The following is a 22788-nucleotide window of genomic DNA, read 5'->3' as shown; positions in this document are numbered from 1 at the left end:
GCAGCTATCAGCTACAGAGAGAGAGCCTATCGTGACGCTTCGCAAATATCAGAACCACGCGCCATTGCTGGGCAAGGGCGCTTTTGTCGACAGTTCGGCGGTGGTCATCGGCGACGTCGAAATCGGCGAAGACAGTTCCGTCTGGCCGCTGACGGTGATTCGGGGCGATATGCACCGCATCCGCATTGGTGCACGTACGAGTGTCCAGGATGGCTGCGTGCTGCACATTACCCATGCCGGTCCGTTCAATCCTGATGGCTTTCCGTTGCTGATCGGCGACGACGTGACCATCGCGCACAAAGTCATGCTGCACGGTTGCAGCGTGGGCAGCCGGGTGTTGATTGGCATGGGCAGTATCGTAATGGACGGTGCAGTGGTGGCCGACGATGTGATCATCGGTGCCGGCAGCCTGGTGCCGCCGGGAAAACGCCTGGAGAGCGGCTTTCTCTATGTGGGCAGCCCGGTGAAACAGGTCCGTGAGCTGACGGACAAGGAGCGCGCTTTTTTTACCTACAGCGCGGCGAACTACGTGAAGCTCAAGGATCTGCACTTGGCTGAAGGCTACGACCAGCTCTGATCGGACACCCTCAATTCAGGATTTGATATGCATTACCAGAACGTCTTGTTTGACCTTGATGGCACTTTGACCGACCCGCGCGAGGGTATCACCCGTTCGATTCAGTTTGCGTTGGGCAAGTTGGGGATCGACGAGCCCGACCTGAGCAAGCTTGAACACTTCATCGGTCCGCCGCTGTTACAGGCGTTCATGCAGTTCTACGACTTCGATGAGCCTAAAGCCTGGGAAGCGGTCAACTTTTACCGCGAACGTTTCAAGGTCACCGGGCTATATGAGAACCGGGTCTTCGACGGTGTCGCGCCCATGCTGGAAACCCTGGGCGGGCAGGGCCGCCAGCTATATATCGCGACCTCCAAGCCCTGGGTTTTCGCCCGGGAAATCGCCCGCCACTTCGATTTCGCCAAGCATTTCAAGGTGATTTACGGCAGCGAACTGGACGGCACCCGCACCAATAAGGTTGAGCTGATTGCTCACCTGTTGGCCGAAGAAGGGCTGGACCCGACGACCACGCTGATGATCGGCGATCGCAAGCACGACCTCATCGGCGCGCGCAGTAACGGGCTGGATGCGGCTGCGGTGGGGTATGGTTTTGGCAGTCGGGAAGAGTTGAGCGCAGAAACCCCGGCCTATCATTTTGAAACGCTGGATGAGCTGCATAAGGCGTTTTTGAGGCGTTAGTGACTAAGTCATCGCGGGCAAGCCTTGCTCCCACAGCTGCCAAGGCAAGCCAAGCCAAGCCAAGCCTTGGCCTGCAGAATGTCGCAACAATTGCGTTGATCCTGTGGGAGCAAGGCTTGCCCGCGATGGCGTCCTTGAGGACACATCCCGACCAACTGTCCGACGCCAATGCTTCCTCCGTTGATCTAGCCTCAACAAGACCAGATCAAGGAGGATCGCCATGCCCAGCCAGCATCTCTCTCATCAATTACGAGCCGGAAGATATTCGGAATCAGGACAAATTTACCTGCTGACCGTCGTCCTATTGCATCGCCAGCCGATTTTTTCCGAGTTCCGACATGGTCGAATAGTCGTCGATGCATTTAAAAAGGCTCAGCAGGAACAATTTGCCAACACATTGGCATTCGTGTCATGCCAGATCATTTTCATTGGCTGATCGAGCTACAGAACATTGAGTTATCCAAACTAATCGGCCGCACGAAGTCGCGGTCGACGGTTGCCCTCAATCGGGCTCTGGGCAGAGTCGGCCCACTGTGGCAGGAGGGTTTTCATGATCGGGCGATTCGTCGGGAAGAGGATTTGCAGGCAGTTGCGCGATACATAGTCGCCAATCCGCTGCGCGCCGGTCTGGTCAAGAAAGCCGGTGAGTATCCGTTGTGGGACGCAATCTGGGTTTAGTCGAGAATTAGGGAGTATATGTCGGCCTCATCGCGGGCAAGCCTTGCTCCCACAGAATTTGTGGGAGCAAGGCTTGCCCGCGATGGCGTCCGCCCCGACAGCAAAGCATCAAGACTCTGCCAGCGCCTTCAGCGCCGCCTTGCGCTGCTCCGCCGGTAACGCACCAAGCTTCTCTGCCGCTGCGTAAAACGCTGGCCAGTTCCCGCCTGTCTGCTGAAACAACACCTCGAATGCCGGCACCCACTGGTCATACAGTCCAAACGGTAGCAGCCGGGCGTTGTTCATTGGGGCGTTGATCCAGGCGTCGTACCGTTTGTCCCCAGACCACTGGCTGTCGCGGATTTTGCGGTATTGCGTGCGTAACCGTTCAAATTCCGCCGCCTTGCGCTGACGCATCTGTTCGGGTGGGAGCGGCAGGGTGTAGAGGAGTTCGAGGCGCGCGCGGGTGGCCAGGACCAGTTCAATGAATTCATCGCGTTGTCGCGCTTGCGAGCCATTGTCTGCGGGCAGGTGGCGGAAGGCGCGCCATTGCCGTGTGCCTTCCTGCTCCACGAATGTCGCAAAGGACTCGTTGAACTCGGTGTCGTCCTTCACGTAAAGACGCTGATGGGCAAGCTCGTGGAAGATCAGCGTCGCCAGCCGCTCGTCGCCCCAGCTCATCATGGAACTGATAATCGGATCGTTGAACCAGCCGAGCGTCGAATAGGCCTCGACTCCGCCAATTGTTACGTCCATACCTTGCAGTCGCTGCACAGCGGCCTCGCCGCGAGCGGCACCCTGGCTGTAATAACCGCGATAAGCCACGCAGCCGGCGATCGGAAAGCAGTGATTTTGCGCAGTCAGGGAAAACTCCGGGGTGGCGAAAACGTTCCACACCACAAACGGTCGGCCAATGTCGGCATACAGGCGGTAACTCTGGTTGTCTGGCAAGTGCAGTTGATCGCTGGCGAACGACCGGGCTTGCTGCGACTGAGCCAAATGCGCACGCAATTGCGGGTCTCGCGCGGGATCGGCGACTACCTCGGACACTGGCTCGCGAGCACGTAACAGCTGCAACTGTCCGCTGGCCAACTGGCTGTAATAGCTGATGCTGGTGCAGCCATTGAGCAACAAAAGCATCACACCCGGAAACAAAATGCGGAAAACGCGATCAAGTAACCCATGGCTTGGAAAAGGCCTGATCAAAATAAAATCATCCCTGGAAAGTCTGCTCGCAAGACTATCCCGCCGCACTGGAGCTCCGCTATGCGCAAATTGATGCTGACGGGTGGCCTGTTGATGCTGACAGGCTGTGCTGGATTCGGATTGCCCCATCACGACCCATCGCAGGCCTGGATCGACCTCGACTCGAAGCAGGAAGACAGCGCCCTGCAAGCACTGCAAGTCGATGCCAAAGCTGCTACCGACAAGCGTTATTTTGAGGTTCAGCCCGGTAGCCATGAGTTGACTGTGCGTTATCAATTCCCGGTGGCCGCGACCAACATCGGTCCTGATGCCGAACCACTGTGGCGAGATTGCCAACTGAATTTGAAATTCAAGGATTTCAACGCAGGGGAACGTTATCAGCTACAAGCGGGCAACATCGGCTTCCGGCCCTGGGCAAAGCTTTATGATCAACAGCGCAAGGTGATCGGCCAAGCCACACCGGCAGGCTGCCAGCGCACTTGATCGGCGCTATGCTGAATGTCCAGAACCCAGGACATCTATCATGCGCAGGTTGCTGCTGTTGCTCGCCGCCAGTTTCGTCGCCGGATGCCAAAGCCCGATGCCAGCCATCAACCCGCAGATGGCGTGGGTCGACTTCGCGACACCGAGTCCCGGTGGCAAGTTGCTGATGGCCGAGCGCCTGGATAACCAGAGATTACGGGATGGCCGCTTTTATCAGGTCACGCCAGGCAGCCATGAGCTGCTGGTGCGTTTTGACTTCGAAGTGTTTGGCGGCGGCGGGAGCCTGATGACTGGACCGGTAGAGCGGTTGTGCTACCTGACCATCAACTACGACCATTTCGAGGCTGGCCAGCGATACTTGCTGGAAGCCCGAAATCTGGCGTTTACCCCAAGTGCCCGGCTGTACAACGCCAAGCGTGAGATCGTGGCGGAAGACCGCCAGGTCAACTGCCTGATGTGAGTCGGATCAGGTGTCGTTTTTCTGGTAGATGATGGCTTTGGTGCCGTTTTCGCAGGAACCGACGACCATTGCCACGTCATGCTTGTCCGCTTCTTCCTTGGACACGATTTCCAGTGTGTAGGAAGGCACGGCATTCGCCTGGATCTTGATCTCGATCTCTTTCCTGAGTTCTTCGCAATCCTTGGGCGCCGCCATGGCCGAAGTCGCCAGTGCACCGCAGATAATCGCCAAGGCAAAACGTTTCATGGTGAAGCTCCTTTTCCGGCAGCGCGCACGGTCGTGCGCTAAAGCTGCTGTCATTTATTCGACCACAGATTGACCTTCGGGGTTTTGTTTCAGGACAAAAAAGATCGCCGTCCATGACAGTTTCTACCTGGGTAGAAGCTGCCGCAGACCGCGATCTTTGTCCCGCCCAGGCAGATTTAGCTGACCAGGGTGGCGTCCAGAGTGATTTTCGCATTCAACACTTTGGAAACCGGGCAGCCTTCTTTGGCTTTGTTACTTAATTCTTCAAACTGCTGCTGGGACGCGCCCGGGATCTTCGCCTTGAGGATCAGCTTGACCGCAGTGATCGCGAAACCCCCTTCAACCTGATCCAGGGTCACTTCGGCGTTGGTATCGATGCTGTCAGCCTTGAGCCCGGCATCGCCGAGGATCATCGAGAACGCCATGGAGAAACAGCCCGCATGTGCGGCGCCGATCAATTCTTCCGGGTTGGTACCTTTACCGCCTTCAAACCGAGCCTTGAAGCCATATGGGGCCTCGCGCAGTACGCCGGTTTCGGTGGAAATCGAGCCGATACCGGTTTTCAGGTCACCTTCCCAGTGAGCCGATGCTTTCTTAGTGATAGCCATGTCTGCCTCCTCAAGTTCGGGCGCGAATTGCCGCGCCTTCGTGGTTTTCGGTTGCTAGGGTTCTGAGGATAGACGTAGGTGCAAAGTTCACCCGAACTGAAAAGTCCTACCATTTTCGTAGGTTTTTTTGCCTTGCCTATTGAAACTCGGGTATATGCCCTCATTGCATGAAACACGCTTATGGATTCGGCAGGTTTTCGTTCGCAAGAAAAAACCTGCGCCCCCCCGATTGGAGAAGCAGGTTTATGAAACGATTGACCGACGTAAAATTTTCCACCCTGGACCTGGTGCCTGTGCGCGAAAACGGCAGTGCGGCCCAGTCTCTGCGCAATTCCCTGGACTTGGCGCAGCATGTCGAAAAATTCGGCTACAACCGCTTCTGGGTTGCTGAACACCACAACATGGACGGCATCGCCAGTTCGGCAACCTCGGTTTTGCTGGGTTACCTGGCAGGTGGTACCTCGACCATTCGTGTTGGTTCCGGTGGGGTGATGCTGCCCAACCACGCGCCTTTGGTGATCGCCGAACAGTTCGGCACCTTGGAAAGCCTTTACCCAGGCCGCATTGACCTTGGCCTGGGGCGCGCCCCCGGCTCTGACCAGATGACCGCCCGCGCACTGCGGCGTGAACGCTCCGGCAGTGCCGACGACTTCCCGGCGGATGTCGCGGAGCTGGTGCGTTACCTTGGCCCGCGCACGCCGGACCAGCGCATCATCGCCATGCCTGGCACAGGCACAAACGTGCCGGTGTGGTTGCTGGGTTCGAGCTTGTTCAGTGCGCAACTGGCCGGTGAGCGCGGTTTGCCCTACGCCTTCGCTTCCCATTTCGCACCGCGCTTCATGCATGAGGCGATTCGCGTCTATCGCAATCATTTCAAGCCTTCAGCGGTTCTGGACAAGCCTTACGTGATGCTGGGCGTGCCGTTGGTGGCTGCCGATACCGATGAACAAGCTGATTACCTGGCCACATCGGTGTACCAGCGAATCCTCGCGCTGATGCGTGGGCAGAGTCTGGTGCAGCGTCCTCCGGTGAAAACCATGGACGGCCTGTGGCTGCCTCATGAGAAGGAAGCGGTGGGGGATTTCCTCGGCTTGGCGATGGTCGGCAGTCCGCAGAAAATTCGCGCGAAGCTGGAGGTGCTGATTGAGCAGACCCAGGCAGACGAGTTGATCTTCACCAGCGACCTCTACGAGCATGCCGACCGAGTGCATTCCTACGAACTGTTGGCGCAGGTGATGAAGGGCTGATTCTTGAACCCCGCGCATAAAAAAGCCGACGCCACCGCGTCGGCTTTGAGTGTTACCGCAGAATCAACCTATCGTTTGTAGACGATTTCTTTGGCACCGCCTTCACAGGTGCCTACCACCTTGCCATCTGCCGCAGTGCCTTTGTCCACGATTTCCAGCGAGTAACCGGAAACGCCCTTGGCATCAAGCTTCGCGGCGATTTCGGCTTTGAGTTCTTCGCACGGCTTGCCCGCGGCGAATGCTGTGCCGGCAAGGCTCAACAGACCTACCGCCAAAATAAACTTGTTCATCTGATGCATTCTCTGGTCGGAGTAATAGGGGCGCCCAAATTTAACCGGGCGCACTCATGTAGCGCTTTGCCATTCCCTATGGCATTCGGCCAGCGCGCAAGTTCAGAAGACTAGCTCAATCTCAGCTGCTGGCAATCCGGAAGCCGACCTTAAGTGTTACCTGAAAATGCGCAGCCCGGCCGTTCTCAATATGGCCGCGAGTCTCGGTCACTTCAAACCATTCAAGGTGCTTGATGGTTTTGCTGGCTTCGGCCAGCGCGTTGTTGATTGCGTCTTCGATGCTGCTGGCAGATGAGCCAACCAGCTCGACTTTCTTGTACGTGTGGTGATCAGTCATAGCGTTCTCCTTGGGTTATGAAATACAGACTAGCAGTGAATTTTCGTATTACTTCTGTCGCTCAACTCGATGCAGAAGTTCAGATTTACTGCACTTTCTCAAACCGCTGTAGTCCCAACCAACACACGCCACTCATCACCAATGCAGGAGAGCCACCATGGCCAACACCTCTTTACGTAAAGCCTCATTGCAAAGCATGGAAGCCGAGATCGAGAGTCTTCTGAAGTCTTTGGAAAGCCTGAAGGACGACGCCTCGGACGAGTCGCGCAAAACCCTGAAAGTCTTGAAAGCCAACGCCGAGAGCGCGCTGAAACATTCGCGCCACCTGCTCAGCGATGCCTACGAAGAAGTCAAAGTGAAAACCCGCGAAACCGGGATTGCCACTCGTGACTACGCTCAGGAACACCCTTGGACCACAGCCGGCGTCGCTGTAGGCGCACTGGGTTTGCTGGCAGCCTACCTGCTGTGCAAACGTGGTGACTAATCTGTTTGGCGCAGCTCGTTTTTAAGCCACTGCGCCAGCTGCCTTGCGCGCCCATCCGCGGCGCGCTTGGGTAACCACAACGCCAGTTGCGCCGGGGTCTCTTTGAAACCCCACGGCGCAACCAGGCGACCCGCCTTCAAGTCTTCGATTACCAGTGGTTCGGGGGCAATCGCCACACCCAACCCGGCTACCGCCGCCTCCAGTAAATAATACAAATGCTCAAACCCCTGACCATACTTCAGCGCCTTGGCGTCGAGGTCGCTTTGCTGTGCCCAGCTCGGCCATGCCTGTGGCCGCGAAGTGGTGTGCAGCAACGGCTCGCCCAGCAATGCGCTGGCCGGGGCGTCCTGCAGTTTGGCAAAGCCGGTGAAACGCGGGCTCAGCACCGGGCCGATCCTTTCGCTGGCCAGGACATACACCTGCATGTCCGCCGGCCAGGGTGGCTCGGCGAAGACGAGCAGGGCATCCAGCCCGGGGCGCCGTGGATCAAGGTCGCCTTCGCCTGCTGACAGGTGCAGGCGCAGGTCCGGCAGGTCTGCATTGAGCCGGCCCAGACGCGGAATGAACCAGCGCGCCAGGAGGCTTCCCGAGCAGCCCAGCACAAAAGGCGCATCTGCGGTGCTTTGCGTCAGTTCCGCGCAAACGGTGCGCAGGCGCTCGAAGGCTTCACTGCTGGCATCGCGCAGTCGAACGCCCGCATCTGTGAGTTTCAGGCCGCGACCATCCTTAATGAACAGGCTGACTCCCAGATGCTCCTCAAGAACCTTGAGTTGCCGACTTACTGCGCCATGGGTGACGTGCAACTGTTCGGCAGCCTGGCTCACGCTGTTCAGACGGGCGGTGGATTCGAAGGCGCGCAGGGCATTTAGCGGGGGAAGGTCATGGCTCATGGGATGTGTGAGTTTTCCTGACAGGTTGTAGCGATCTTATCGGTTTTCAGTATGGGACGTCAGGGGTAAAGTGAGCCTCATTGTCATCACACGAATTCAACTGGAGCAACTCATGACCCAGACCAATCTGCGCAATGGCCCCGATGCCAGCGGCCTGTTCGGCGGCTTCGGCGGCCGTTACGTCGCTGAAACCTTGATGCCGTTGATCCTCGATCTGGCCCGCGAATATGAACTGGCCAAGGAAGATCCGGCATTCAAGGAAGAGCTGGCCTACTTCCAGCGCGATTACGTCGGACGTCCGAGCCCGCTCTACTACGCCGAACGCCTCACTGAATTCTGTGGTGGTGCGAAGATCTATCTCAAGCGCGAAGAGCTGAATCACACCGGCGCGCACAAAATCAACAACTGCATCGGCCAGATCCTGCTGGCGCGGCGCATGGGCAAGAAGCGCATCATTGCCGAGACCGGAGCCGGCATGCACGGAGTGGCGACTGCCACCGTTGCCGCGCGTTTTGGTCTGGATTGCGTGATCTACATGGGCACCACTGACATCGAGCGTCAGCAGGCCAACGTGTTTCGCATGAAGCTGCTGGGCGCCGAAGTGATTCCGGTCGTCGCTGGCACCGGCACGTTGAAAGACGCGATGAACGAGGCACTGCGCGACTGGGTCACCAACGTCGATAGTACGTTCTACCTCATCGGTACGGTGGCGGGCCCGCACCCTTACCCTGCCATGGTGCGTGATTTCCAGGCCGTCATCGGCAAGGAAACCCGCGACCAGCTGCAAGCCCAGGAAGGCCGCCTGCCAGACAGCCTGGTGGCATGCATCGGCGGCGGTTCCAACGCCATGGGCCTGTTCCACCCGTTCCTCGACGACCAGAGCGTCGAAATCATCGGTGTCGAAGCGGCCGGCCACGGTATCGAAACCGGCAAGCACGCTGCCAGCCTGAATGGCGGGGTGCCTGGTGTGCTGCACGGCAACCGTACCTTCCTGCTGCAGGACGATGACGGCCAGATCATCGACGCTCACTCGATTTCCGCCGGCCTCGACTATCCCGGTATCGGTCCGGAACACGCCTGGTTGCATGACATCGGCCGCGTGCAGTACACGTCCGTGACCGACGACGAAGCCCTCGACGCATTCCACAAATGCTGCCGCCTGGAAGGGATCATTCCTGCACTGGAAAGCGCCCATGCCCTGGCCGAAGTCTTCAAGCGTGCGCCAACGCTGCCTAAGGATCACTTGATGGTGGTCAACCTGTCCGGCCGTGGCGACAAGGACATGCAGACCGTGATGCATCACATGGAGCAGTCCCAACAACAGCAATCCCAGCAGGAGAAACACTGATGAGCCGCCTGCAAACGCGTTTTGCCGAACTCAAGGAACAGAATCGCGCAGCCCTGGTAACTTTCGTCACCGCCGGCGACCCGAGCTATGACACTTCGCTGGCAATCCTCAAAGGACTGCCGGGTGCCGGTGCCGACGTGATCGAACTGGGCATGCCGTTCACCGACCCTATGGCGGACGGCCCGGCGATCCAGCTGGCCAACATCCGTGCTTTGGGTGCCAAGCAGAATCTGGCAAAAACCCTGCAGATGGTTCGCGAATTCCGTGAAGGCAATACCGATACGCCGCTGGTGTTGATGGGGTATTTCAACCCGATCCACATGTATGGCGTGCCGCGCTTCATTGAAGATGCCAAGGCTGCGGGTGTGGATGGCCTGATCGTGGTCGATCTGCCGCCTGAGCATAACGGTGAGTTGTGCGACCCGGCCCAGGCCGCTGGCCTCGACTTCATCCGCCTGACCACGCCGACTACCGATGATGTGCGTCTGCCAACGGTACTGAACGGCAGCTCCGGTTTCGTGTACTACGTGTCGGTGGCCGGTGTGACCGGCGCTGGCGCAGCCACTCTGGAGCACGTGGAAGAGGCCGTTGCCCGCCTGCGTCGACATACCGACTTGCCGATCAGCATTGGTTTTGGGATCCGCACGCCAGAGCAGGCCGCAGCGATCGCGCGTCTTGCTGACGGGGTAGTGGTGGGATCGGCACTGATCGATCATATCGCCAATGCGACCACCCCTGACCAGGCCATCGACGGCGTATTGAGCCTTTGCGCAGCCTTGTCGGAAGGTGTGCGCAAGGCTCGAGTCTAAGCGCGGTTTTTGCTCAAGGCAGCTCGAGTCCTCCGGCTGCCTTGTGCAATTTGCGCAAATGTTCGCCAACTTGCTTCAGGTTGGCTTCATTCTCCGCCATCTCTGCTGCTCGGGCCGGGTCCAGCAGCGCTCTGACCTCCTTGTCCAGATCCCCCGTCAGCACCTGAAGCTGTTTCTGCCGCAGGCTGCTTTCCGATTCCAGGCGCTGCCACTCGCTTGGCTGCGGTAATCCATAGCCGCCAGTGCCGAGCAGTTCTGCCGGCCGGCTGAGGAAGCCGCTGTTAGCGAGGATCTGCTGCAGGGTGGCGTTGGCCTTGTCCATGCCGCCGTTCTTCAATTCCCGCGCGCCCAGATACCGTTGCTTGACCTCATCCTGCGCCAGTACCAATTGCTGCCGAAACGCTGCCTGCTCCAGCAGAAGCAGGGCGGCGCTGGTGCGCAGGTCTGCCTGGTCGATCCACTGGCGTCGCTCTAGAGCCTTGATCGCCAGCCACTCCTCGACCGTCTCCTGCTTGATCGGCAGATGTTTTTTCAGCACCTCAAACATCGCTTGGTAGCGGTCGCGGAATGAGTCGAAGCGATAGCCCAGGCGCAAGGCTTCGCGCGGATCATCGAGAACGCTGGTATCTGCCAGCCCGCGACCCTTCAGTACTTCCAGCAAACCATTGGGCATGATGCTGTCGAGACCGACCAGTTGCTTGTTGTTGGTGCCACTGCGCAACAGTTTCAGGCCTTCCACTGCGCAGTTGTTGGACAGAAAAAAGTAGTTGCCGTCATAGCTCCAATGCATCTCGGCCGCGTGCTCGACCACCTCCTCGATCTCGTTGCGCGACAGGGTCAGCGGAATCGAGGCGAGGCTGCGCAGCTCGGTCTTGGTGTATTCATCGATGACCTGGGCCAGGGGCAGCACGAACAGGCGCGACGGGTACTTCCCGACCAGACCGTCCCAGCTCGACAGCTGCACATCGCCGACAAAGGCGCGGTATGACAGCACCAGGTGTTGATCAAGATCCAGGCGGCAATCCGGCCCCCGTGGCCGACCCGGCGCACAAATTACCAAGCGCAACATGCTGTGGCCCCAGCGGCTGACCCAGTTCTGGTTGGCCTCGGCCAGCAAATAGTCGACTGCGTAAACACGCTCCGGGTCGACCTGCCCAAGGGGTTGTTTGGCGAAATCGTTGCCTGCATTGAGGAAGGCGAAAGATTTGGCGCAGGTGTCCTTGGCGGCAGGTGCCCAGCCAAAGTGCTCCTTGTAGTAGCGATAGAGCGCGGGGCGACGGCAGGCGTAGCTCGGGTCGAGGAGGAAATACTCCATGTTGACCGCCACGAACTCTTTGGGGCTACTGGTTTCGTAGATGTCAGGGCTGCGCGCGATCTGCCGATTGTGCTGTTCTCGCTCACCACGCCTGCCGACATATTGTTGCCAGCCTGCAAGATCGAGCAGACGTGGGTCGTCGCTGATGGTGAAACGCCGGTCGTTCTGGCCCCGACACTCGTCGGGCAGGCCGATCAACCCGGCACTGCTGTTACGCCGGGTGCAGCGCTGGATCAGGGTGCGCTCAGAGCCTGACCACAGGCGTGAGCGGTCATAGATGTGAGTGAGCTCGTGCAACACCGTGGCGAGCATCTCCCGGCGCACTGTGCCGTGGGGACGGTAAGTTTTTTTGCTCGCGGCGCTGCCGTCGGTGAGGCTGTCGAGCAGGTTACGGTTCAGGTCGAGTTCGGAAACCAGTGACGCCTGGCCGTAGGCGTTGGCCGGCATGTCGTCGGTCCAGCCAACGTCGATACGGCGGTCAAGCTGCTGGATGAACCGCGGCGGTAATGCCTGCATGGCTTCATCAATGAGCGCCTGGCTGGCCTGTTGTTGCGCGGGGCTCAGGCCTGTGGTCTTGAGCCGTAATTGCAGGTCAGCCTGGGCCGTATTGCCGAGCAGCAATACAACCCCGGCCAGCAGCCAGGCGCCTACCGACCTCACAGTGCGAGGATGGCTTCAGCGAGAACCTGGTCACTGGCGTCGCGCGCTTCCGGGACGCGGGTGCGCAAGGTGTCGAAAGCCGCTTCGAGGTGTGCACCACGGATTTCTCCGTCACTGGCTACAAAACTGGCGGCATCGTCATGGGCTTCACGGACGATTTTCGAGTCGCGGATCGATGTGGTGGTGTCCGAGGTGAAATCCAGCGTGCGCTGGCTGGCACGAATCACGATGTTACTGGTGGCTACCAGGGTTTGCGCCTGGGCCATGTCGGCCAAGAAAAACAAGCCAAGGGCGGCGGCAATCAGCGGGTTACGCATGGAACGACTCCGGAAATACAAAGATAACTATTGGACGAGAATTGCCTGCGCCAGTTCAAGGTCGCTTGCATGAAGTTTTGGCCGGGTATGGCGCAGATAAACCAGTGCGGACTCCAGGCGCGCGCCTCGCAGTTGCCCATCGGTGGCGATGAAGGTGGCGGCGTCGTCCTGTGCAGCGAGCAGTAGCTTACGGTCGAAGGGGGCCGAGGTCACCATGCTTGTGGCATAGCCGCTGGCGACGATGCCCTGGGTGGACAGGTTGAAGGCGTCGTAAGCCTGGGCTGATCCAGACCAGCCGATGGTGATTAATAGCGGAGTGAACAACAGTTTTGAAAGAAAACGCATGAGACTCGATAGTTGAAAAAGCGAGTCCAAAGGCTAGCGGAATGCCTGTTCTAGAGCCAGCGCTGAAACAATGGGACACGACTTGCGTGCCCCATATCAGGCATCCACTTTAGATGGTCAGGATGGCCTGGGCCAGCTGTGCGTCGGTTGCATTGAGCTGAGGCGCCTGGTGGCGGATGTGATCCAGTGCGCTTTCCAGCTTCACGCCACGGATCGAGCCTTCACTGGCAACGAAGCTGGCAGCGTCATCACGAGCGGCGCGGACGATTTTGTCGTCGCGGAAGGAGGAGGTGACGTCGGAAGTCGCATCGGAAGTAGCTTTCAGTGCGCCAACAACGGCATCTGTGGTCACGATGAAGCTGGTGGCGTGGGAATTGGCAGCCACGGCGAGCAGGGCTGCAGCGCTGAGCAGACGAAGACGGGACATGGTGTAACTCCTTAAATGAACCGGATGGGAGGTGGCTTATTGAACAAGACGTCTGTTTTGCAGCATTCGCCACGTACTAGTTGGATATTAGGCCCGGGTGGGCGCGTTCGAACAGCCAATATTGGTGATATAGCAATTGTACTGATATTAACGTGAAGTCTTGAAACTGTACTGGTTTGCCTTTTTAAAGCCCTCAAACGACAAAACCCGTCGCGGTTTCCCACGACGGGTCTTGTTTGTTCAATTCGGTTGCTGGCGGTGGACCTGCAGGTCAGAGCCAGCGACGCTACTTAGCGCCAGAACGGCTTGCTGAGCTCTTCGTAGCGTTGTGCTTCGCTAATCCCGGCGTCAGCCAGCAGACGTGAATCCAGGCGAGCCAATTGGTGGCGGCTGGAGATGCGGCGCTGCCACAACATCAGGTTGGCGATAACGCGAAGAGGCATCGAAGCCTGGGTTTTTGCAGCGGTATCTTCGAAGAACAGTTCGGAACTGAGTGTACGTTCCATGGTTGACATCCTTCCGCTTGTGGCGGGATTAGGTAGTGGTTTAACTGATGCCAATGATCCTCTTGTTTGGCTAGTCCCTGTAGATACAGTTCACCTGTATTGTGAGGTACCAGTTAACTGTTAATGGGGGGTGTACTGGTCTAAATTGAGGCAACTGTACCTATCGGCACTGAATTGGTGCACTTATATAGGATTCGCCGGTAAGGGTAGGACTTTTCTGTAGGAAAACACCGGTACAGTAGTACAGTTTTATGCAGATGGGATCTGCGCAATAGCTCGCTGGCGAAACTGTGTTTGCGCCAGCGGCCATCTGTACTATTTACACGGCAAGCATGCGCCCGGTTTCTTCCAGGTTCATGTGCCAGCTCAGTGCCTCTCGGAGGATGTGCGGCGTGTGGCCGCCGATGGCGCAGGCGGCTGTGAAATAGTCATCCAGCGCCTGGCGATAGTCCGGGTGCACGCAATTGTCGATGATGACCCGCGCGCGTTCTCTCGGCGCCAGGCCGCGCAGGTCCGCGAGGCCAACTTCGGTGACGAGGATGTCGACATCATGCTCGGTATGGTCAACGTGGCTGACCATGGGCACTACGCTGGAGATCGCGCCGCCCTTGGCAATCGACTTGGTCACGAAAATGGCCAGGTGGGCATTTCGCGCAAAGTCACCGGAACCGCCGATGCCGTTCATCATCCGGGTGCCGCAGACGTGAGTGGAGTTGACGTTGCCGTACAGATCGAACTCAAGCGCCGTATTGATTCCGATAATGCCCAGCCGACGCACCACTTCCGGATGGTTGGAAATTTCCTGAGGGCGCAGCACCAGCTTGTCCTTGTAACGCTCCAGATTGCCGAACACGTCGCTGTTGCGCCGGGCCGACAAGGTGATGGAGCTGCCCGATGCGAAGCTCAGCTTGCCGGCGTCGATCAGGTCGAAGGTCGAATCCTGCAAGACTTCGGAGTACATCGTCAGGTCTTCGAACGGCGAATCGATCAGGCCGCACATCACCGAGTTGGCAATGGTGCCGATGCCTGCCTGCAGCGGGCCGAGCTTGTTGGTCATGCGCCCGGCAGCAACTTCCTGCTTGAAGAAGTCGATCAGGTGATCAGCAATGGCCTGGGTGTCCACGTCGGGTGGCAAGACGGTGGAGGGTGAGTCGGACTGATTGGTGATGACGATCGCCACGATCTTTTCCGGCGGGATCGGGATGGCAGTGCTGCCGATGCGGTCGTCGACCTTGACCAGCGGAATGGGCGTGCGGGTCGGCCGGTAGGTCGGGATATAGATGTCGTGCAAACCTTCCAGGTTTGGATTGTGTGCCAGGTTGATCTCGACGATCACCTGTTTGGCAAAAATCGCGAAGCTGGCCGAGTTGCCTACCGAAGTGGTGGGAACGATATGACCTTGTTCGGTTATCGCCACAGCTTCGATGACGGCGATATCCGGCAGCTTGAGCTGTTGATTACGCAGTTGCTCGACGGTTTCCGAAAGATGCTGGTCGATGAACATCACCTCGCCAGCGTTGATCGCCTTGCGCAGTGTGCTGTCGACCTGGAATGGCATGCGCCGCGACAGTACGCCGGCTTCGGTAAGCTGCTTATCGAGGTCGTTGCCCAGGCTGGCGCCGGTCATCAAGGTGATTTTCAACGGAGTGATTTTGGCGCGCTCGGCGAGTGCGTGGGGCACGGCCTTGGCTTCGCCGGCGCGGGTGAAGCCGCTCATGCCGACGGTCATGCCGTCCTCAATCAAAGCGGCAGCGTCAGCGGCGCTCATCACCTTATCCAACAACGAAGGCAAGCGAATACGATCACGGTACATGGATTGTTATCTCGGGCAACGGAAGCAAGGTGTGCAGTTTAGTGATTTCGAAAAAAATCCTCCCGCTACCATGGTCGAATGCAGACCGCTGATTTAGAGCCTTTGGTCGGGTTGGCAGGGGTTTTCACCGGCAATAAAAAACCCCAGCCTACTAAAGGCTGAGGTTTGGGGTATTGCGCTGGAGCAGGTTTTACTCGACTGCTTTGACCATGTCTTCAATGACTTTCTTGGCGTCGCCGAACACCATCATGGTTTTGTCGAGGTAGAACAGTTCGTTGTCCAAGCCGGCATAACCGCTGGCCATCGAGCGTTTGTTAACGATGATGGTCTTGGCCTTGAACGCTTCGAGGATCGGCATGCCGGCGATTGGCGACTTCGGATCGTTCTTGGCTGCCGGGTTGACCACGTCGTTCGCCCCAAGCACCAGCACCACGTCGGCCTGGCCGAACTCGGAGTTGATGTCTTCCATCTCGAACACCTGGTCGTATGGCACTTCGGCCTCAGCCAGCAATACGTTCATGTGTCCGGGCATCCGACCGGCCACCGGGTGGATCGCATACTTCACGGTCACGCCACGATGGGTGAGCTTCTCGGTCAGCTCTTTCAGCGCATGCTGCGCGCGAGCCACCGCCAGGCCGTAGCCAGGCACGATGATCACGGTGTCGGCGTTGGTCAGCAGGAAGGTCGCGTCGTCAGCCGAGCCGGATTTCACCGGACGGGCTTCCTTGGCGCCTGCAGGGCCTGCATCTGCCGTGTTGCCAAAACCACCGAGCAATACGTTGAAGAACGAACGGTTCATCGCCTTGCACATGATGTACGAGAGAATTGCACCGGAAGAGCCCACCAGCGAACCGGCGATGATCAGCATCGAGTTGTTCAGCGAGAACCCGATACCTGCAGCAGCCCAGCCCGAGTAACTGTTGAGCATCGACACCACCACAGGCATGTCCGCGCCGCCGATCGGGATGATGATCAACACGCCCAGGACGAAGGCCAGTACCAGCATCAGCGCGAAGGCGCCAAGGTTGCCGGTAAGCATGAAGGTGATGCCCAAGGCCAGCGTGGCCAGGCCCAGCAGCAGGTTCAGCTTGTGCTGACCACCGAACTGTACAGGTGCACCCTGAAACAGGCGGAACTTGTACTTGCCGGAAAGTTTGCCGAAGGCGATTACCGAACCGGAGAAGGTGATTGCACCAATAGCAGCGCCAAGGAACAGTTCAAGACGGTTGCCTGCAGGAATCGAATCACCCAGCTGCTTGACGATGCCCAAAGACTGCGGCTCGACCACTGCTGCGATGGCGATGAACACCGCTGCCAGGCCGATCATGCTGTGCATGAAGGCGACCAGTTCCGGCATCTTGGTCATTTCAACGCGCTTGGCCATGATCGAACCGGCAGTGCCGCCGACCAACAGACCGACGATGACGTAGCCGATGCCGGCGGTGGCAAGTTCAGCGCCCAGCTTATAAATCAAGCCGACCGTGGTGAGGATTGCCAGGCCCATGCCGAGCATGCCGAACAGGTTGCCGCGACGGGACGTGGTCGGGTGCGACAAGCCTTTGAGGGCCTGGATGAAGCAGATCGACGCGATCAGGTAGAGCGTCGTTACAAGGTTCATGCTCATTACTTCGGCGCCTCTTCTTTTACGACTTTCGGGGCTTTTTTCTTGAACATCTCAAGCATCCTGCGGGTGACCAGGAAGCCACCAAACACATTCACCGCCGCCAGGGCCACGGCCAGGGTGCCCATGGTCTTGCCCAGTGGGGTCACGGTGAGCGCCGCAGCCAGCATGGCGCCGACAATCACGATCGCCGAGATGGCGTTAGTCACCGCCATCAGTGGGGTGTGCAGTGCGGGAGTAACGTTCCAGACCACGTGGTAACCGACATAAATCGCCAGCACGAAGATGATCAGGTTGTAGATACCGGGGGAGATAAGCTCTTCCATCGTCTGAATCCCTGCTTAGGCGTTTTTGCGGATGACTTGGCCGTCGCGGCACATCAGGCACGCAGCGACAATGTCGTCTTCGAGGTTGATCTCGAACTGGCCTTCCTTGTTGAAGACCAGCTTCAGGAAGTCCAGCAGGTTGCGTGCGTACAGTGCCGAAGCATCCGCCGCGACTGCCCCGGCCAGATTGGTCGGGCCGCAAATGGTCACGCCATTCTCGACAACCACCTGGTCCGCCACGGTCAGCGGGCAGTTGCCGCCCTGGGCAGCAGCAAGGTCAATGACCACCGAGCCTGGTTTCATCTGTGCCACGGTTTCCGCGCTCAACAGCGTCGGCGCTTTGCGCCCCGGGATCAGGGCGGTGGTGATGACGATGTCAGCTTGCTTGGCGCGTTCGTGAACGGCCAGGGCCTGACGCTGCATCCAGCTGGCAGGCATTGGCCGCGCGTAGCCGCCGACGCCGACAGCGCATTCGCGCTCTTCATCGGTTTCGTAGGGAACGTCGACGAACTTGGCGCCGAGGGATTCGATCTGCTCTTTAACGGCAGGACGTACATCAGACGCTTCGATCACTGCACCCAGGCGTTTCGCTGTGGCAATGGCCTGCAAGCCCGCGACGCCGGCTCCGAGAATCAGCACCCGGGCCGCTTTCACGGTGCCCGCTGCTGTCATCAGCATTGGCATGAAGCGCGGATAGTGGTGAGCGGCCAGCAGCACGGCTTTATAGCCGGCAATGTTTGCCTGGGAGGACAACACGTCCAGGCTCTGGGCCCGAGAGGTACGCGGGGCCGCTTCCAGCGCAAACGCGGTAATGCCGCACTCGGCCAGCTTGGCGATGGTTTCATTGCTGAACGGGTTGAGCATGCCCACCACAACGGTTCCGCTCTTGATCAAAGCGAGTTCGCTGTCGCTGGGAGCGACCACCTTGAGAATCAGCTCGGCACCAAACGCATCGTTGGCACTGCCAATAATCGCGCCTGCCGCTTCATAGGCACTGTCGACAACACTGGCATTGATGCCGGCGCCGCTTTGCACAGTGACCTTATGACCCTGGCCGATCAGCTTCTTGATGGTTTCCGGGGTTGCAGCAACCCGTGTTTCACCCGTCTGGGTTTCGAGAGGAACACCAATGTGCACGTCAAATCTCCTGCGTGATCTTATTGAGTAAACCCAGGCACTGCGGATGGTGCGAGCTGGGGCGGCCGATCAGCACGATCCCGCTAAATCAGGGCGGGGCGCGGCATTTTGCAGGCGAACTTTGCACCCTTCAAGGGAATATGATGCGTGACGGAAAATTAACTACAAGTCACCCCGTGACCGAATGTCGCAAGCATTCGAGATAAACCCTTACGAACCGTGGCCTGCAGAGAATTTTTTGGAAAATAAGAAATTTGCGCATGAGTCAGGTGAATGGGCAGTTATTGCCTGGGAATACCGGCGCAAAGCCACGACTTCAGGAGCTTGTGGGACGATTGTGCACCCTTTCAGTACAGTCTGCATAAATGCGACAATTACTTATATCTGTAGGGCTTTTATTTTGCTGACTACGGGGTCAGCTAATCGCTGTAAGCCTCTAGGACTCTAGGCTATAGCTCTGCGCTTGATTGACCAGCCAATCACGAAAAGCCCTTAAAGAGGCTGATTCGACCTTTCGCTCCGGAATCATCAGGTAATAGGCCTTGATGCTCGACAGTGCATTCGGGTTCGCAATCACCAGGCGTTTCTCCGCCAGCTCCCGCTGAATCAGGAAGGGCGGGATCAGCGCAATCCCCATCTCATGCATCGCCGCCTGGGCGAGCATGGAGAATAGCTCGTAACGCGGGCCTGTCATGTCCCGCGGGATATTCAGGTGCTGCGAGTTGAACCACTGGCGCCAGGCATAAGGGCGGGTGGTCTGTTGCAGGAGTGGTAGCTCGGCGATTTCCGCAGGTGTCAGCGAATCGTTATCTGCAAGTAGGCTTGGGCTGCACACGGGCATAGGATTTTCTCCCATCAACCTGTGGGATTCAGTACCCGACCAATCGGCGTCGCCAAAGTAGATGGCCGCATCGAAATCGGTATCGGCAAACAGGAAAGGGCGGGTCCGGTTAGTCAGGTTGACTGTCACCTCCGGGTGTTTGTGCTGGAAGTCCTTCAAGCGCGGCAACAGCCACTGCGTGCCAAATGTCGGTACCACGGCGAGCTCGATGACGTTTGTGCCCTGCTGGCCCATCACTGACAGGGTGTCACGCTCTACGGCGTCCAGTTGAGTGGCCACTCGCCGGCTGTAGGAAAGTCCGGCTTCAGTGAGTTTCACTCCACGGCGAGAGCGCCGGAACAGTTCGACGCTCAGGAAATCCTCGAGGCTGGCGATCTGTCGGCAAATGGCGCCTTGGGTCAGCGAAAGCTCCTGGGCAGCCTTGGTAAAGCTTTCATGGCGCGCAGCCGCTTCAAAACTGATCAGGGCGGTAGTGCTGGGGATTTTTCTGCGCATGTACCTCAACCTCACTAATCTATCGCACGATTCGACTTCGGCGATGTTACGGAGTGAGAATTTAGCACAACAGTATGCAAAATCCTCGATTGCCGTGAGGCTTTGGCAGGCCTAGGATCAGTCCACGTTATTTGACTCCTTTCGAGAGGACTTGCTCATGGCCGGTAAAGCTAGCTTCAACTGGATCGATCCGCTGCTGCTGGATCAACAGCTCACTGAAGAAGAACGCATGATTCGCGACACCGCCGAGCAATTTGCTCAGCAGAAGCTTGCGCCGCGTGTTCTGGAAGCTTTCCGCCATGAAAAAACCGACCCGGCAATCTTCCGCGAAATGGGCGAAGTCGGCCTGTTGGGTGCAACAATCCCTGAACAATACGGCGGCAGTGGCCTGAACTACGTCAGCTACGGCTTGATCGCTCGTGAAGTGGAGCGCGTCGACTCCGGTTACCGTTCGATGATGAGCGTGCAGTCTTCGCTGGTCATGGTGCCGATCAACGAATTCGGAACCGAAGCGCAGAAGCAGAAGTACCTGCCGAAACTGGCGTCGGGTGAGTGGATCGGTTGCTTTGGCCTGACCGAGCCTAACCACGGCTCTGACCCGGGAGCGATGATTACTCGTGCCCGCAAGGTCGAGGGTGGCTACAGCCTGACCGGCAGCAAGATGTGGATCACTAACAGCCCGATCGCTGACGTGTTCGTGGTCTGGGGCAAGGATGATGCCGGCGACATCCGCGGTTTCGTGCTGGAGAAGGGCTGGAAAGGCCTGAGCGCTCCAGCGATCCACGGCAAGGTCGGCCTGCGGGCATCGATCACTGGCGAAATTGTCATGGACAACGTATTCGTTCCTGAAGAGAACATCTTCCCCGACGTACGCGGCTTGAAAGGCCCGTTCACCTGCCTTAACTCCGCCCGTTATGGCATTTCCTGGGGGGCGCTGGGTGCAGCCGAGTTCTGCTGGCACACCGCTCGTCAATACACCCTGGACCGTCAGCAGTTCGGGCGTCCATTGGCGGCCACCCAGTTGATCCAGAAAAAACTGGCCGACATGCAGACCGAGATCACCCTGGCATTGCAAGGCTGCCTGCGTCTGGGTCGCATGAAGGATGAAGGCACTGCAGCGGTCGAGATCACCTCGATGATGAAGCGTAACTCCTGCGGCAAGTCCCTGGATATCGCGCGCATGGCCCGCGACATGCTGGGCGGCAACGGCATATCCGACGAGTTCGGCGTTGCCCGGCACCTGGTGAACCTGGAAGTGGTGAATACCTATGAGGGTACGCATGACGTCCACGCGCTGATCCTCGGTCGCGCGCAGACCGGCATCCAGGCGTTCTATTAATAGGAGAACGGCCATGGGCGCGCTTTCGCATTTGCGGGTATTGGATTTATCACGAGTGCTGGCCGGGCCCTGGTCCGGGCAGATCCTGGCCGACCTTGGCGCTGAAGTGATCAAGGTCGAGCGTCCGGGCAATGGTGATGATACGCGCGCCTGGGGGCCTCCGTTTCTTAAAGACGCCTATGGCGAGAACACCAGCGAGGCGGCCTATTACCTGTCTGCCAATCGCAACAAGCAATCAGTGACTATCGACTTCACCCGTCCTGAAGGGCAGAAGCTGGTGCGCGACCTGGCGGCGAAGTCGGACATCCTGATCGAGAATTTCAAGGTCGGCGGTCTCGCGGCTTATGGCCTGGACTATGAATCGCTCAAGGCAATCAATCCCGACCTGATCTATTGCTCGATCACCGGGTTTGGTCAAACCGGTCCATACGCCAAGCGCGCTGGTTATGATTTTATGATCCAGGGGCTTGGCGGCTTGATGAGCCTGACCGGGCGGCCCGAGGGCGATGAGGGTGCGGGGCCGGTGAAGGTGGGCGTCGCGCTGACCGACATATTGACCGGGCTCTACTCGACTGTAGCGATTCTGGCCGCGCTGGCCCATCGCGATCACAGTGGTGGTGGTCAACACATTGATATGGCGTTGCTGGACGTCCAGGTCGCTTGCCTGGCTAACCAGGCGATGAACTACCTGACTACCGGGAACGCACCCAAGCGTTTGGGCAATGCCCATCCGAACATCGTGCCTTACCAGGACTTTCCTACGGCGGATGGTGATTTCATCCTTACCGTGGGGAACGACGGGCAGTTCCGCAAGTTTGCCGAGGTGGCTGGACAGCCGCAGTGGGCAGACGATCCGCGCTTCGCTACCAACAAGTTACGTGTGGCGAACCGTGCGGTCCTGATCCCTCTGATCCGCCAGGCGACGGTATTCAAGACCACCTCCGAGTGGGTGCTGCAGCTGGAGCAGGCCGGCGTGCCGTGCGGGCCGATCAATGACTTGGCGCAGATGTTTGCCGATCCCCAGGTAAAGGCTCGCGGGCTGGCAATCGAGATGCCTCATGTGCTCGCTGGCATGGTGCCGCAGGTCGCGAGTCCTATTCGTCTGTCCGAGACCCCGGTGGAATACCGTAGTGCCCCGCCTTTGTTGGGTGAGCACACGTTGGAGGTGTTGCAGCGGGTGCTGGGTCTAGACGCCGATGCGGTGGCTGCTTTTAAGGAGGCAGAGGTGCTTTGAGCCATTGCTTCTATATAGAGGCGCCTTTTATAGAGCTAAAAGGCGCTTTTCGAGGCTTTGCGTAAGTATTTGATGGGAAAGCGGAATCAGTG

Annotated in this window: 26 protein-coding genes and 1 pseudogene; 11 read left to right on the top strand and 16 right to left on the bottom strand. The window is 58.4% G+C overall.

Features of this window, described 5'->3' with window-relative positions; all coding sequences use genetic code 11:
- Positions 1–31: 31 nt before the first annotated feature.
- From ORL50_RS15100 to ORL50_RS15090, 3 genes and pseudogenes are all read left to right on the top strand, one after another.
- On the top strand, positions 32–577 hold the full coding sequence (locus ORL50_RS15100; protein ID WP_266016248.1) for a gamma carbonic anhydrase family protein: 546 nt from the start codon (positions 32–34) through the stop codon (positions 575–577).
- 27 nt (positions 578–604) lie between these two features.
- Positions 605–1255, top strand: coding sequence for an HAD family hydrolase (locus ORL50_RS15095; RefSeq protein WP_266016247.1), 651 nt, complete (start codon positions 605–607; stop codon positions 1253–1255).
- 220 nt (positions 1256–1475) lie between these two features.
- Positions 1476–1933, top strand: a pseudogene (locus tag ORL50_RS15090) (REP-associated tyrosine transposase).
- A 108-nt stretch (positions 1934–2041) separates the two neighbouring features.
- Here ORL50_RS15090 and ORL50_RS15085 read toward each other — a convergent pair.
- A complete protein-coding gene (locus ORL50_RS15085; protein ID WP_266016246.1) occupies positions 2042–3118 on the bottom strand; it encodes an aminopeptidase in 1077 nt (358 codons plus the stop codon).
- A gap of 60 nt (positions 3119–3178) precedes the next feature.
- On the opposite strand from ORL50_RS15085, the gene ORL50_RS15080 reads away from it, so the two are divergent.
- Together ORL50_RS15080 and ORL50_RS15075 are read left to right on the top strand one after the other, a co-directional pair.
- Positions 3179–3601, top strand: coding sequence for a PA0061/PA0062 family lipoprotein (locus ORL50_RS15080; protein ID WP_266016335.1), 423 nt, complete (start codon positions 3179–3181; stop codon positions 3599–3601).
- A gap of 40 nt (positions 3602–3641) precedes the next feature.
- Positions 3642–4061, top strand: a complete 420-nt coding sequence (locus tag ORL50_RS15075; RefSeq protein WP_266016245.1) for a PA0061/PA0062 family lipoprotein — start codon at positions 3642–3644, stop codon at positions 4059–4061.
- 6 nt (positions 4062–4067) lie between these two features.
- Here the strand turns inward: ORL50_RS15075 and ORL50_RS15070 are convergent, their stop codons facing one another.
- Together ORL50_RS15070 and ORL50_RS15065 are read right to left on the bottom strand one after the other, a co-directional pair.
- Complete coding sequence (locus ORL50_RS15070; RefSeq protein ID WP_266016244.1) at positions 4068–4307, bottom strand: DUF1161 domain-containing protein; 240 nt, start codon at positions 4305–4307, stop codon at positions 4068–4070.
- Between the two features lie 176 nt (positions 4308–4483).
- Positions 4484–4915, bottom strand: coding sequence for an OsmC family protein (locus tag ORL50_RS15065; RefSeq protein ID WP_266016243.1), 432 nt, complete (start codon positions 4913–4915; stop codon positions 4484–4486).
- Positions 4916–5160: 245 nt separating this feature from the next.
- On the opposite strand from ORL50_RS15065, the gene ORL50_RS15060 reads away from it, so the two are divergent.
- Positions 5161–6162 carry an LLM class flavin-dependent oxidoreductase gene (locus tag ORL50_RS15060; protein ID WP_266016242.1) on the top strand — a complete coding sequence of 334 codons (1002 nt, stop codon included), beginning with the start codon at positions 5161–5163 and terminating at the stop codon, positions 6160–6162.
- A 68-nt stretch (positions 6163–6230) separates the two neighbouring features.
- Here ORL50_RS15060 and ORL50_RS15055 read toward each other — a convergent pair whose 3' ends face one another.
- Positions 6231–6452 carry a DUF1161 domain-containing protein gene (locus tag ORL50_RS15055; protein WP_266016241.1) on the bottom strand — a complete coding sequence of 74 codons (222 nt, stop codon included), beginning with the start codon at positions 6450–6452 and terminating at the stop codon, positions 6231–6233.
- Positions 6453–6573: 121 nt separating this feature from the next.
- A complete protein-coding gene (locus ORL50_RS15050) occupies positions 6574–6789 on the bottom strand; it encodes a dodecin (protein ID WP_266016240.1) in 216 nt (71 codons plus the stop codon).
- A gap of 157 nt (positions 6790–6946) precedes the next feature.
- Here ORL50_RS15050 and ORL50_RS15045 point away from each other — a divergent pair, with 157 nt between their 5' ends.
- Positions 6947–7273 carry an ElaB/YgaM/YqjD family protein gene (locus tag ORL50_RS15045; protein WP_045059079.1) on the top strand — a complete coding sequence of 109 codons (327 nt, stop codon included), beginning with the start codon at positions 6947–6949 and terminating at the stop codon, positions 7271–7273.
- Here the strand turns inward: ORL50_RS15045 and ORL50_RS15040 are convergent.
- Entirely contained in the window at positions 7270–8163 is an 894-nt protein-coding gene (locus ORL50_RS15040) for a LysR family transcriptional regulator (protein ID WP_266016239.1), read from the bottom strand. The genes ORL50_RS15045 and ORL50_RS15040 overlap by 4 nt on opposite strands.
- A gap of 112 nt (positions 8164–8275) precedes the next feature.
- Between ORL50_RS15040 and trpB the strand changes: the two genes are divergently transcribed.
- Together trpB and trpA are read left to right on the top strand one after the other, a co-directional pair.
- Positions 8276–9511 (top strand): tryptophan synthase subunit beta, encoded by a 1236-nt coding sequence (gene trpB / locus ORL50_RS15035; protein WP_266016238.1) that lies wholly within the window; start codon positions 8276–8278, stop codon positions 9509–9511.
- On the top strand, positions 9511–10320 hold the full coding sequence (gene trpA / locus ORL50_RS15030) for a tryptophan synthase subunit alpha (protein WP_266016237.1): 810 nt from the start codon (positions 9511–9513) through the stop codon (positions 10318–10320). The genes trpB and trpA overlap by 1 nt, the downstream gene beginning before the upstream one ends.
- Positions 10321–10333: 13 nt before the next feature.
- On the opposite strand, the gene ORL50_RS15025 is transcribed toward trpA, so the two are convergent.
- From ORL50_RS15025 to ORL50_RS14980, 10 genes are all read right to left on the bottom strand, one after another.
- Positions 10334–12295 carry a DUF7844 domain-containing protein gene (locus tag ORL50_RS15025; RefSeq protein WP_266016236.1) on the bottom strand — a complete coding sequence of 654 codons (1962 nt, stop codon included), beginning with the start codon at positions 12293–12295 and terminating at the stop codon, positions 10334–10336.
- Positions 12292–12612 (bottom strand): DUF2388 domain-containing protein, encoded by a 321-nt coding sequence (locus ORL50_RS15020; RefSeq protein WP_266016235.1) that lies wholly within the window; start codon positions 12610–12612, stop codon positions 12292–12294. The genes ORL50_RS15025 and ORL50_RS15020 overlap by 4 nt, the downstream gene beginning before the upstream one ends.
- A 27-nt stretch (positions 12613–12639) precedes the next feature.
- Complete coding sequence (locus ORL50_RS15015; protein ID WP_266016234.1) at positions 12640–12957, bottom strand: DUF2388 domain-containing protein; 318 nt, start codon at positions 12955–12957, stop codon at positions 12640–12642.
- Positions 12958–13066: 109 nt separating this feature from the next.
- Positions 13067–13384 carry a DUF2388 domain-containing protein gene (locus tag ORL50_RS15010; RefSeq protein ID WP_045059072.1) on the bottom strand — a complete coding sequence of 106 codons (318 nt, stop codon included), beginning with the start codon at positions 13382–13384 and terminating at the stop codon, positions 13067–13069.
- A 290-nt stretch (positions 13385–13674) separates the two neighbouring features.
- Entirely contained in the window at positions 13675–13890 is a 216-nt protein-coding gene (locus tag ORL50_RS15005) for a DUF1127 domain-containing protein (RefSeq protein ID WP_007902752.1), read from the bottom strand.
- A 319-nt stretch (positions 13891–14209) separates the two neighbouring features.
- Positions 14210–15703 (bottom strand): succinyl-CoA:acetate CoA-transferase ScpC, encoded by a 1494-nt coding sequence (gene scpC / locus ORL50_RS15000; protein ID WP_266016233.1) that lies wholly within the window; start codon positions 15701–15703, stop codon positions 14210–14212.
- A gap of 190 nt (positions 15704–15893) precedes the next feature.
- Positions 15894–17327, bottom strand: a complete 1434-nt coding sequence (locus ORL50_RS14995; protein WP_266016232.1) for an NAD(P)(+) transhydrogenase (Re/Si-specific) subunit beta — start codon at positions 17325–17327, stop codon at positions 15894–15896.
- Positions 17327–17650, bottom strand: a complete 324-nt coding sequence (locus tag ORL50_RS14990) for an NAD(P) transhydrogenase subunit alpha part 2 (protein ID WP_007947884.1) — start codon at positions 17648–17650, stop codon at positions 17327–17329. The genes ORL50_RS14995 and ORL50_RS14990 overlap by 1 nt, the downstream gene beginning before the upstream one ends.
- A gap of 15 nt (positions 17651–17665) precedes the next feature.
- Complete coding sequence (locus tag ORL50_RS14985; RefSeq protein ID WP_266016231.1) at positions 17666–18787, bottom strand: Re/Si-specific NAD(P)(+) transhydrogenase subunit alpha; 1122 nt, start codon at positions 18785–18787, stop codon at positions 17666–17668.
- A gap of 436 nt (positions 18788–19223) precedes the next feature.
- Positions 19224–20123 carry a LysR family transcriptional regulator gene (locus tag ORL50_RS14980; protein ID WP_266016230.1) on the bottom strand — a complete coding sequence of 300 codons (900 nt, stop codon included), beginning with the start codon at positions 20121–20123 and terminating at the stop codon, positions 19224–19226.
- 157 nt (positions 20124–20280) lie between these two features.
- Between ORL50_RS14980 and ORL50_RS14975 the strand changes: the two genes are divergently transcribed.
- Both ORL50_RS14975 and ORL50_RS14970 read left to right on the top strand, forming a co-directional pair.
- Positions 20281–21462, top strand: coding sequence for an acyl-CoA dehydrogenase (locus ORL50_RS14975; RefSeq protein ID WP_247289475.1), 1182 nt, complete (start codon positions 20281–20283; stop codon positions 21460–21462).
- 13 nt (positions 21463–21475) lie between these two features.
- Positions 21476–22696, top strand: coding sequence for a CaiB/BaiF CoA transferase family protein (locus ORL50_RS14970; RefSeq protein ID WP_266016229.1), 1221 nt, complete (start codon positions 21476–21478; stop codon positions 22694–22696).
- The last annotated feature ends 92 nt before the right edge of the window (positions 22697–22788 follow it).

This window comes from Pseudomonas sp. RIT-562 (genome assembly GCF_026241895.1).
Classification (GTDB): Bacteria; Pseudomonadota; Gammaproteobacteria; order Pseudomonadales; family Pseudomonadaceae; genus Aquipseudomonas; species Aquipseudomonas mandelii_F.
This window is presented reverse-complemented; position numbering and strand designations above follow the sequence as displayed.

Coding starts and splice junctions, on each gene's coding strand:
- ORL50_RS15095 (WP_266016247.1), top strand. CDS start 605: ATGCATTACCAGAACGTCTTGTTTGACCTTGATGGCACTTTGACCGAC.
- ORL50_RS15080 (WP_266016335.1), top strand. CDS start 3,179: ATGCGCAAATTGATGCTGACGGGTGGCCTGTTGATGCTGACAGGCTGT.
- ORL50_RS15075 (WP_266016245.1), top strand. CDS start 3,642: ATGCGCAGGTTGCTGCTGTTGCTCGCCGCCAGTTTCGTCGCCGGATGC.
- ORL50_RS15070 (WP_266016244.1), bottom strand. CDS start 4,307: ATGAAACGTTTTGCCTTGGCGATTATCTGCGGTGCACTGGCGACTTCG.
- ORL50_RS15065 (WP_266016243.1), bottom strand. CDS start 4,915: ATGGCTATCACTAAGAAAGCATCGGCTCACTGGGAAGGTGACCTGAAA.
- ORL50_RS15060 (WP_266016242.1), top strand. CDS start 5,161: ATGAAACGATTGACCGACGTAAAATTTTCCACCCTGGACCTGGTGCCT.
- ORL50_RS15055 (WP_266016241.1), bottom strand. CDS start 6,452: ATGAACAAGTTTATTTTGGCGGTAGGTCTGTTGAGCCTTGCCGGCACA.
- ORL50_RS15050 (WP_266016240.1), bottom strand. CDS start 6,789: ATGACTGATCACCACACGTACAAGAAAGTCGAGCTGGTTGGCTCATCT.
- ORL50_RS15045 (WP_045059079.1), top strand. CDS start 6,947: ATGGCCAACACCTCTTTACGTAAAGCCTCATTGCAAAGCATGGAAGCC.
- ORL50_RS15040 (WP_266016239.1), bottom strand. CDS start 8,163: ATGAGCCATGACCTTCCCCCGCTAAATGCCCTGCGCGCCTTCGAATCC.
- trpB (WP_266016238.1), top strand. CDS start 8,276: ATGACCCAGACCAATCTGCGCAATGGCCCCGATGCCAGCGGCCTGTTC.
- trpA (WP_266016237.1), top strand. CDS start 9,511: ATGAGCCGCCTGCAAACGCGTTTTGCCGAACTCAAGGAACAGAATCGC.
- ORL50_RS15020 (WP_266016235.1), bottom strand. CDS start 12,612: ATGCGTAACCCGCTGATTGCCGCCGCCCTTGGCTTGTTTTTCTTGGCC.
- ORL50_RS15015 (WP_266016234.1), bottom strand. CDS start 12,957: ATGCGTTTTCTTTCAAAACTGTTGTTCACTCCGCTATTAATCACCATC.
- ORL50_RS15010 (WP_045059072.1), bottom strand. CDS start 13,384: ATGTCCCGTCTTCGTCTGCTCAGCGCTGCAGCCCTGCTCGCCGTGGCT.
- ORL50_RS15005 (WP_007902752.1), bottom strand. CDS start 13,890: ATGGAACGTACACTCAGTTCCGAACTGTTCTTCGAAGATACCGCTGCA.
- scpC (WP_266016233.1), bottom strand. CDS start 15,703: ATGTACCGTGATCGTATTCGCTTGCCTTCGTTGTTGGATAAGGTGATG.
- ORL50_RS14995 (WP_266016232.1), bottom strand. CDS start 17,327: ATGAGCATGAACCTTGTAACGACGCTCTACCTGATCGCGTCGATCTGC.
- ORL50_RS14990 (WP_007947884.1), bottom strand. CDS start 17,650: ATGGAAGAGCTTATCTCCCCCGGTATCTACAACCTGATCATCTTCGTG.
- ORL50_RS14980 (WP_266016230.1), bottom strand. CDS start 20,123: ATGCGCAGAAAAATCCCCAGCACTACCGCCCTGATCAGTTTTGAAGCG.
- ORL50_RS14975 (WP_247289475.1), top strand. CDS start 20,281: ATGGCCGGTAAAGCTAGCTTCAACTGGATCGATCCGCTGCTGCTGGAT.
- ORL50_RS14970 (WP_266016229.1), top strand. CDS start 21,476: ATGGGCGCGCTTTCGCATTTGCGGGTATTGGATTTATCACGAGTGCTG.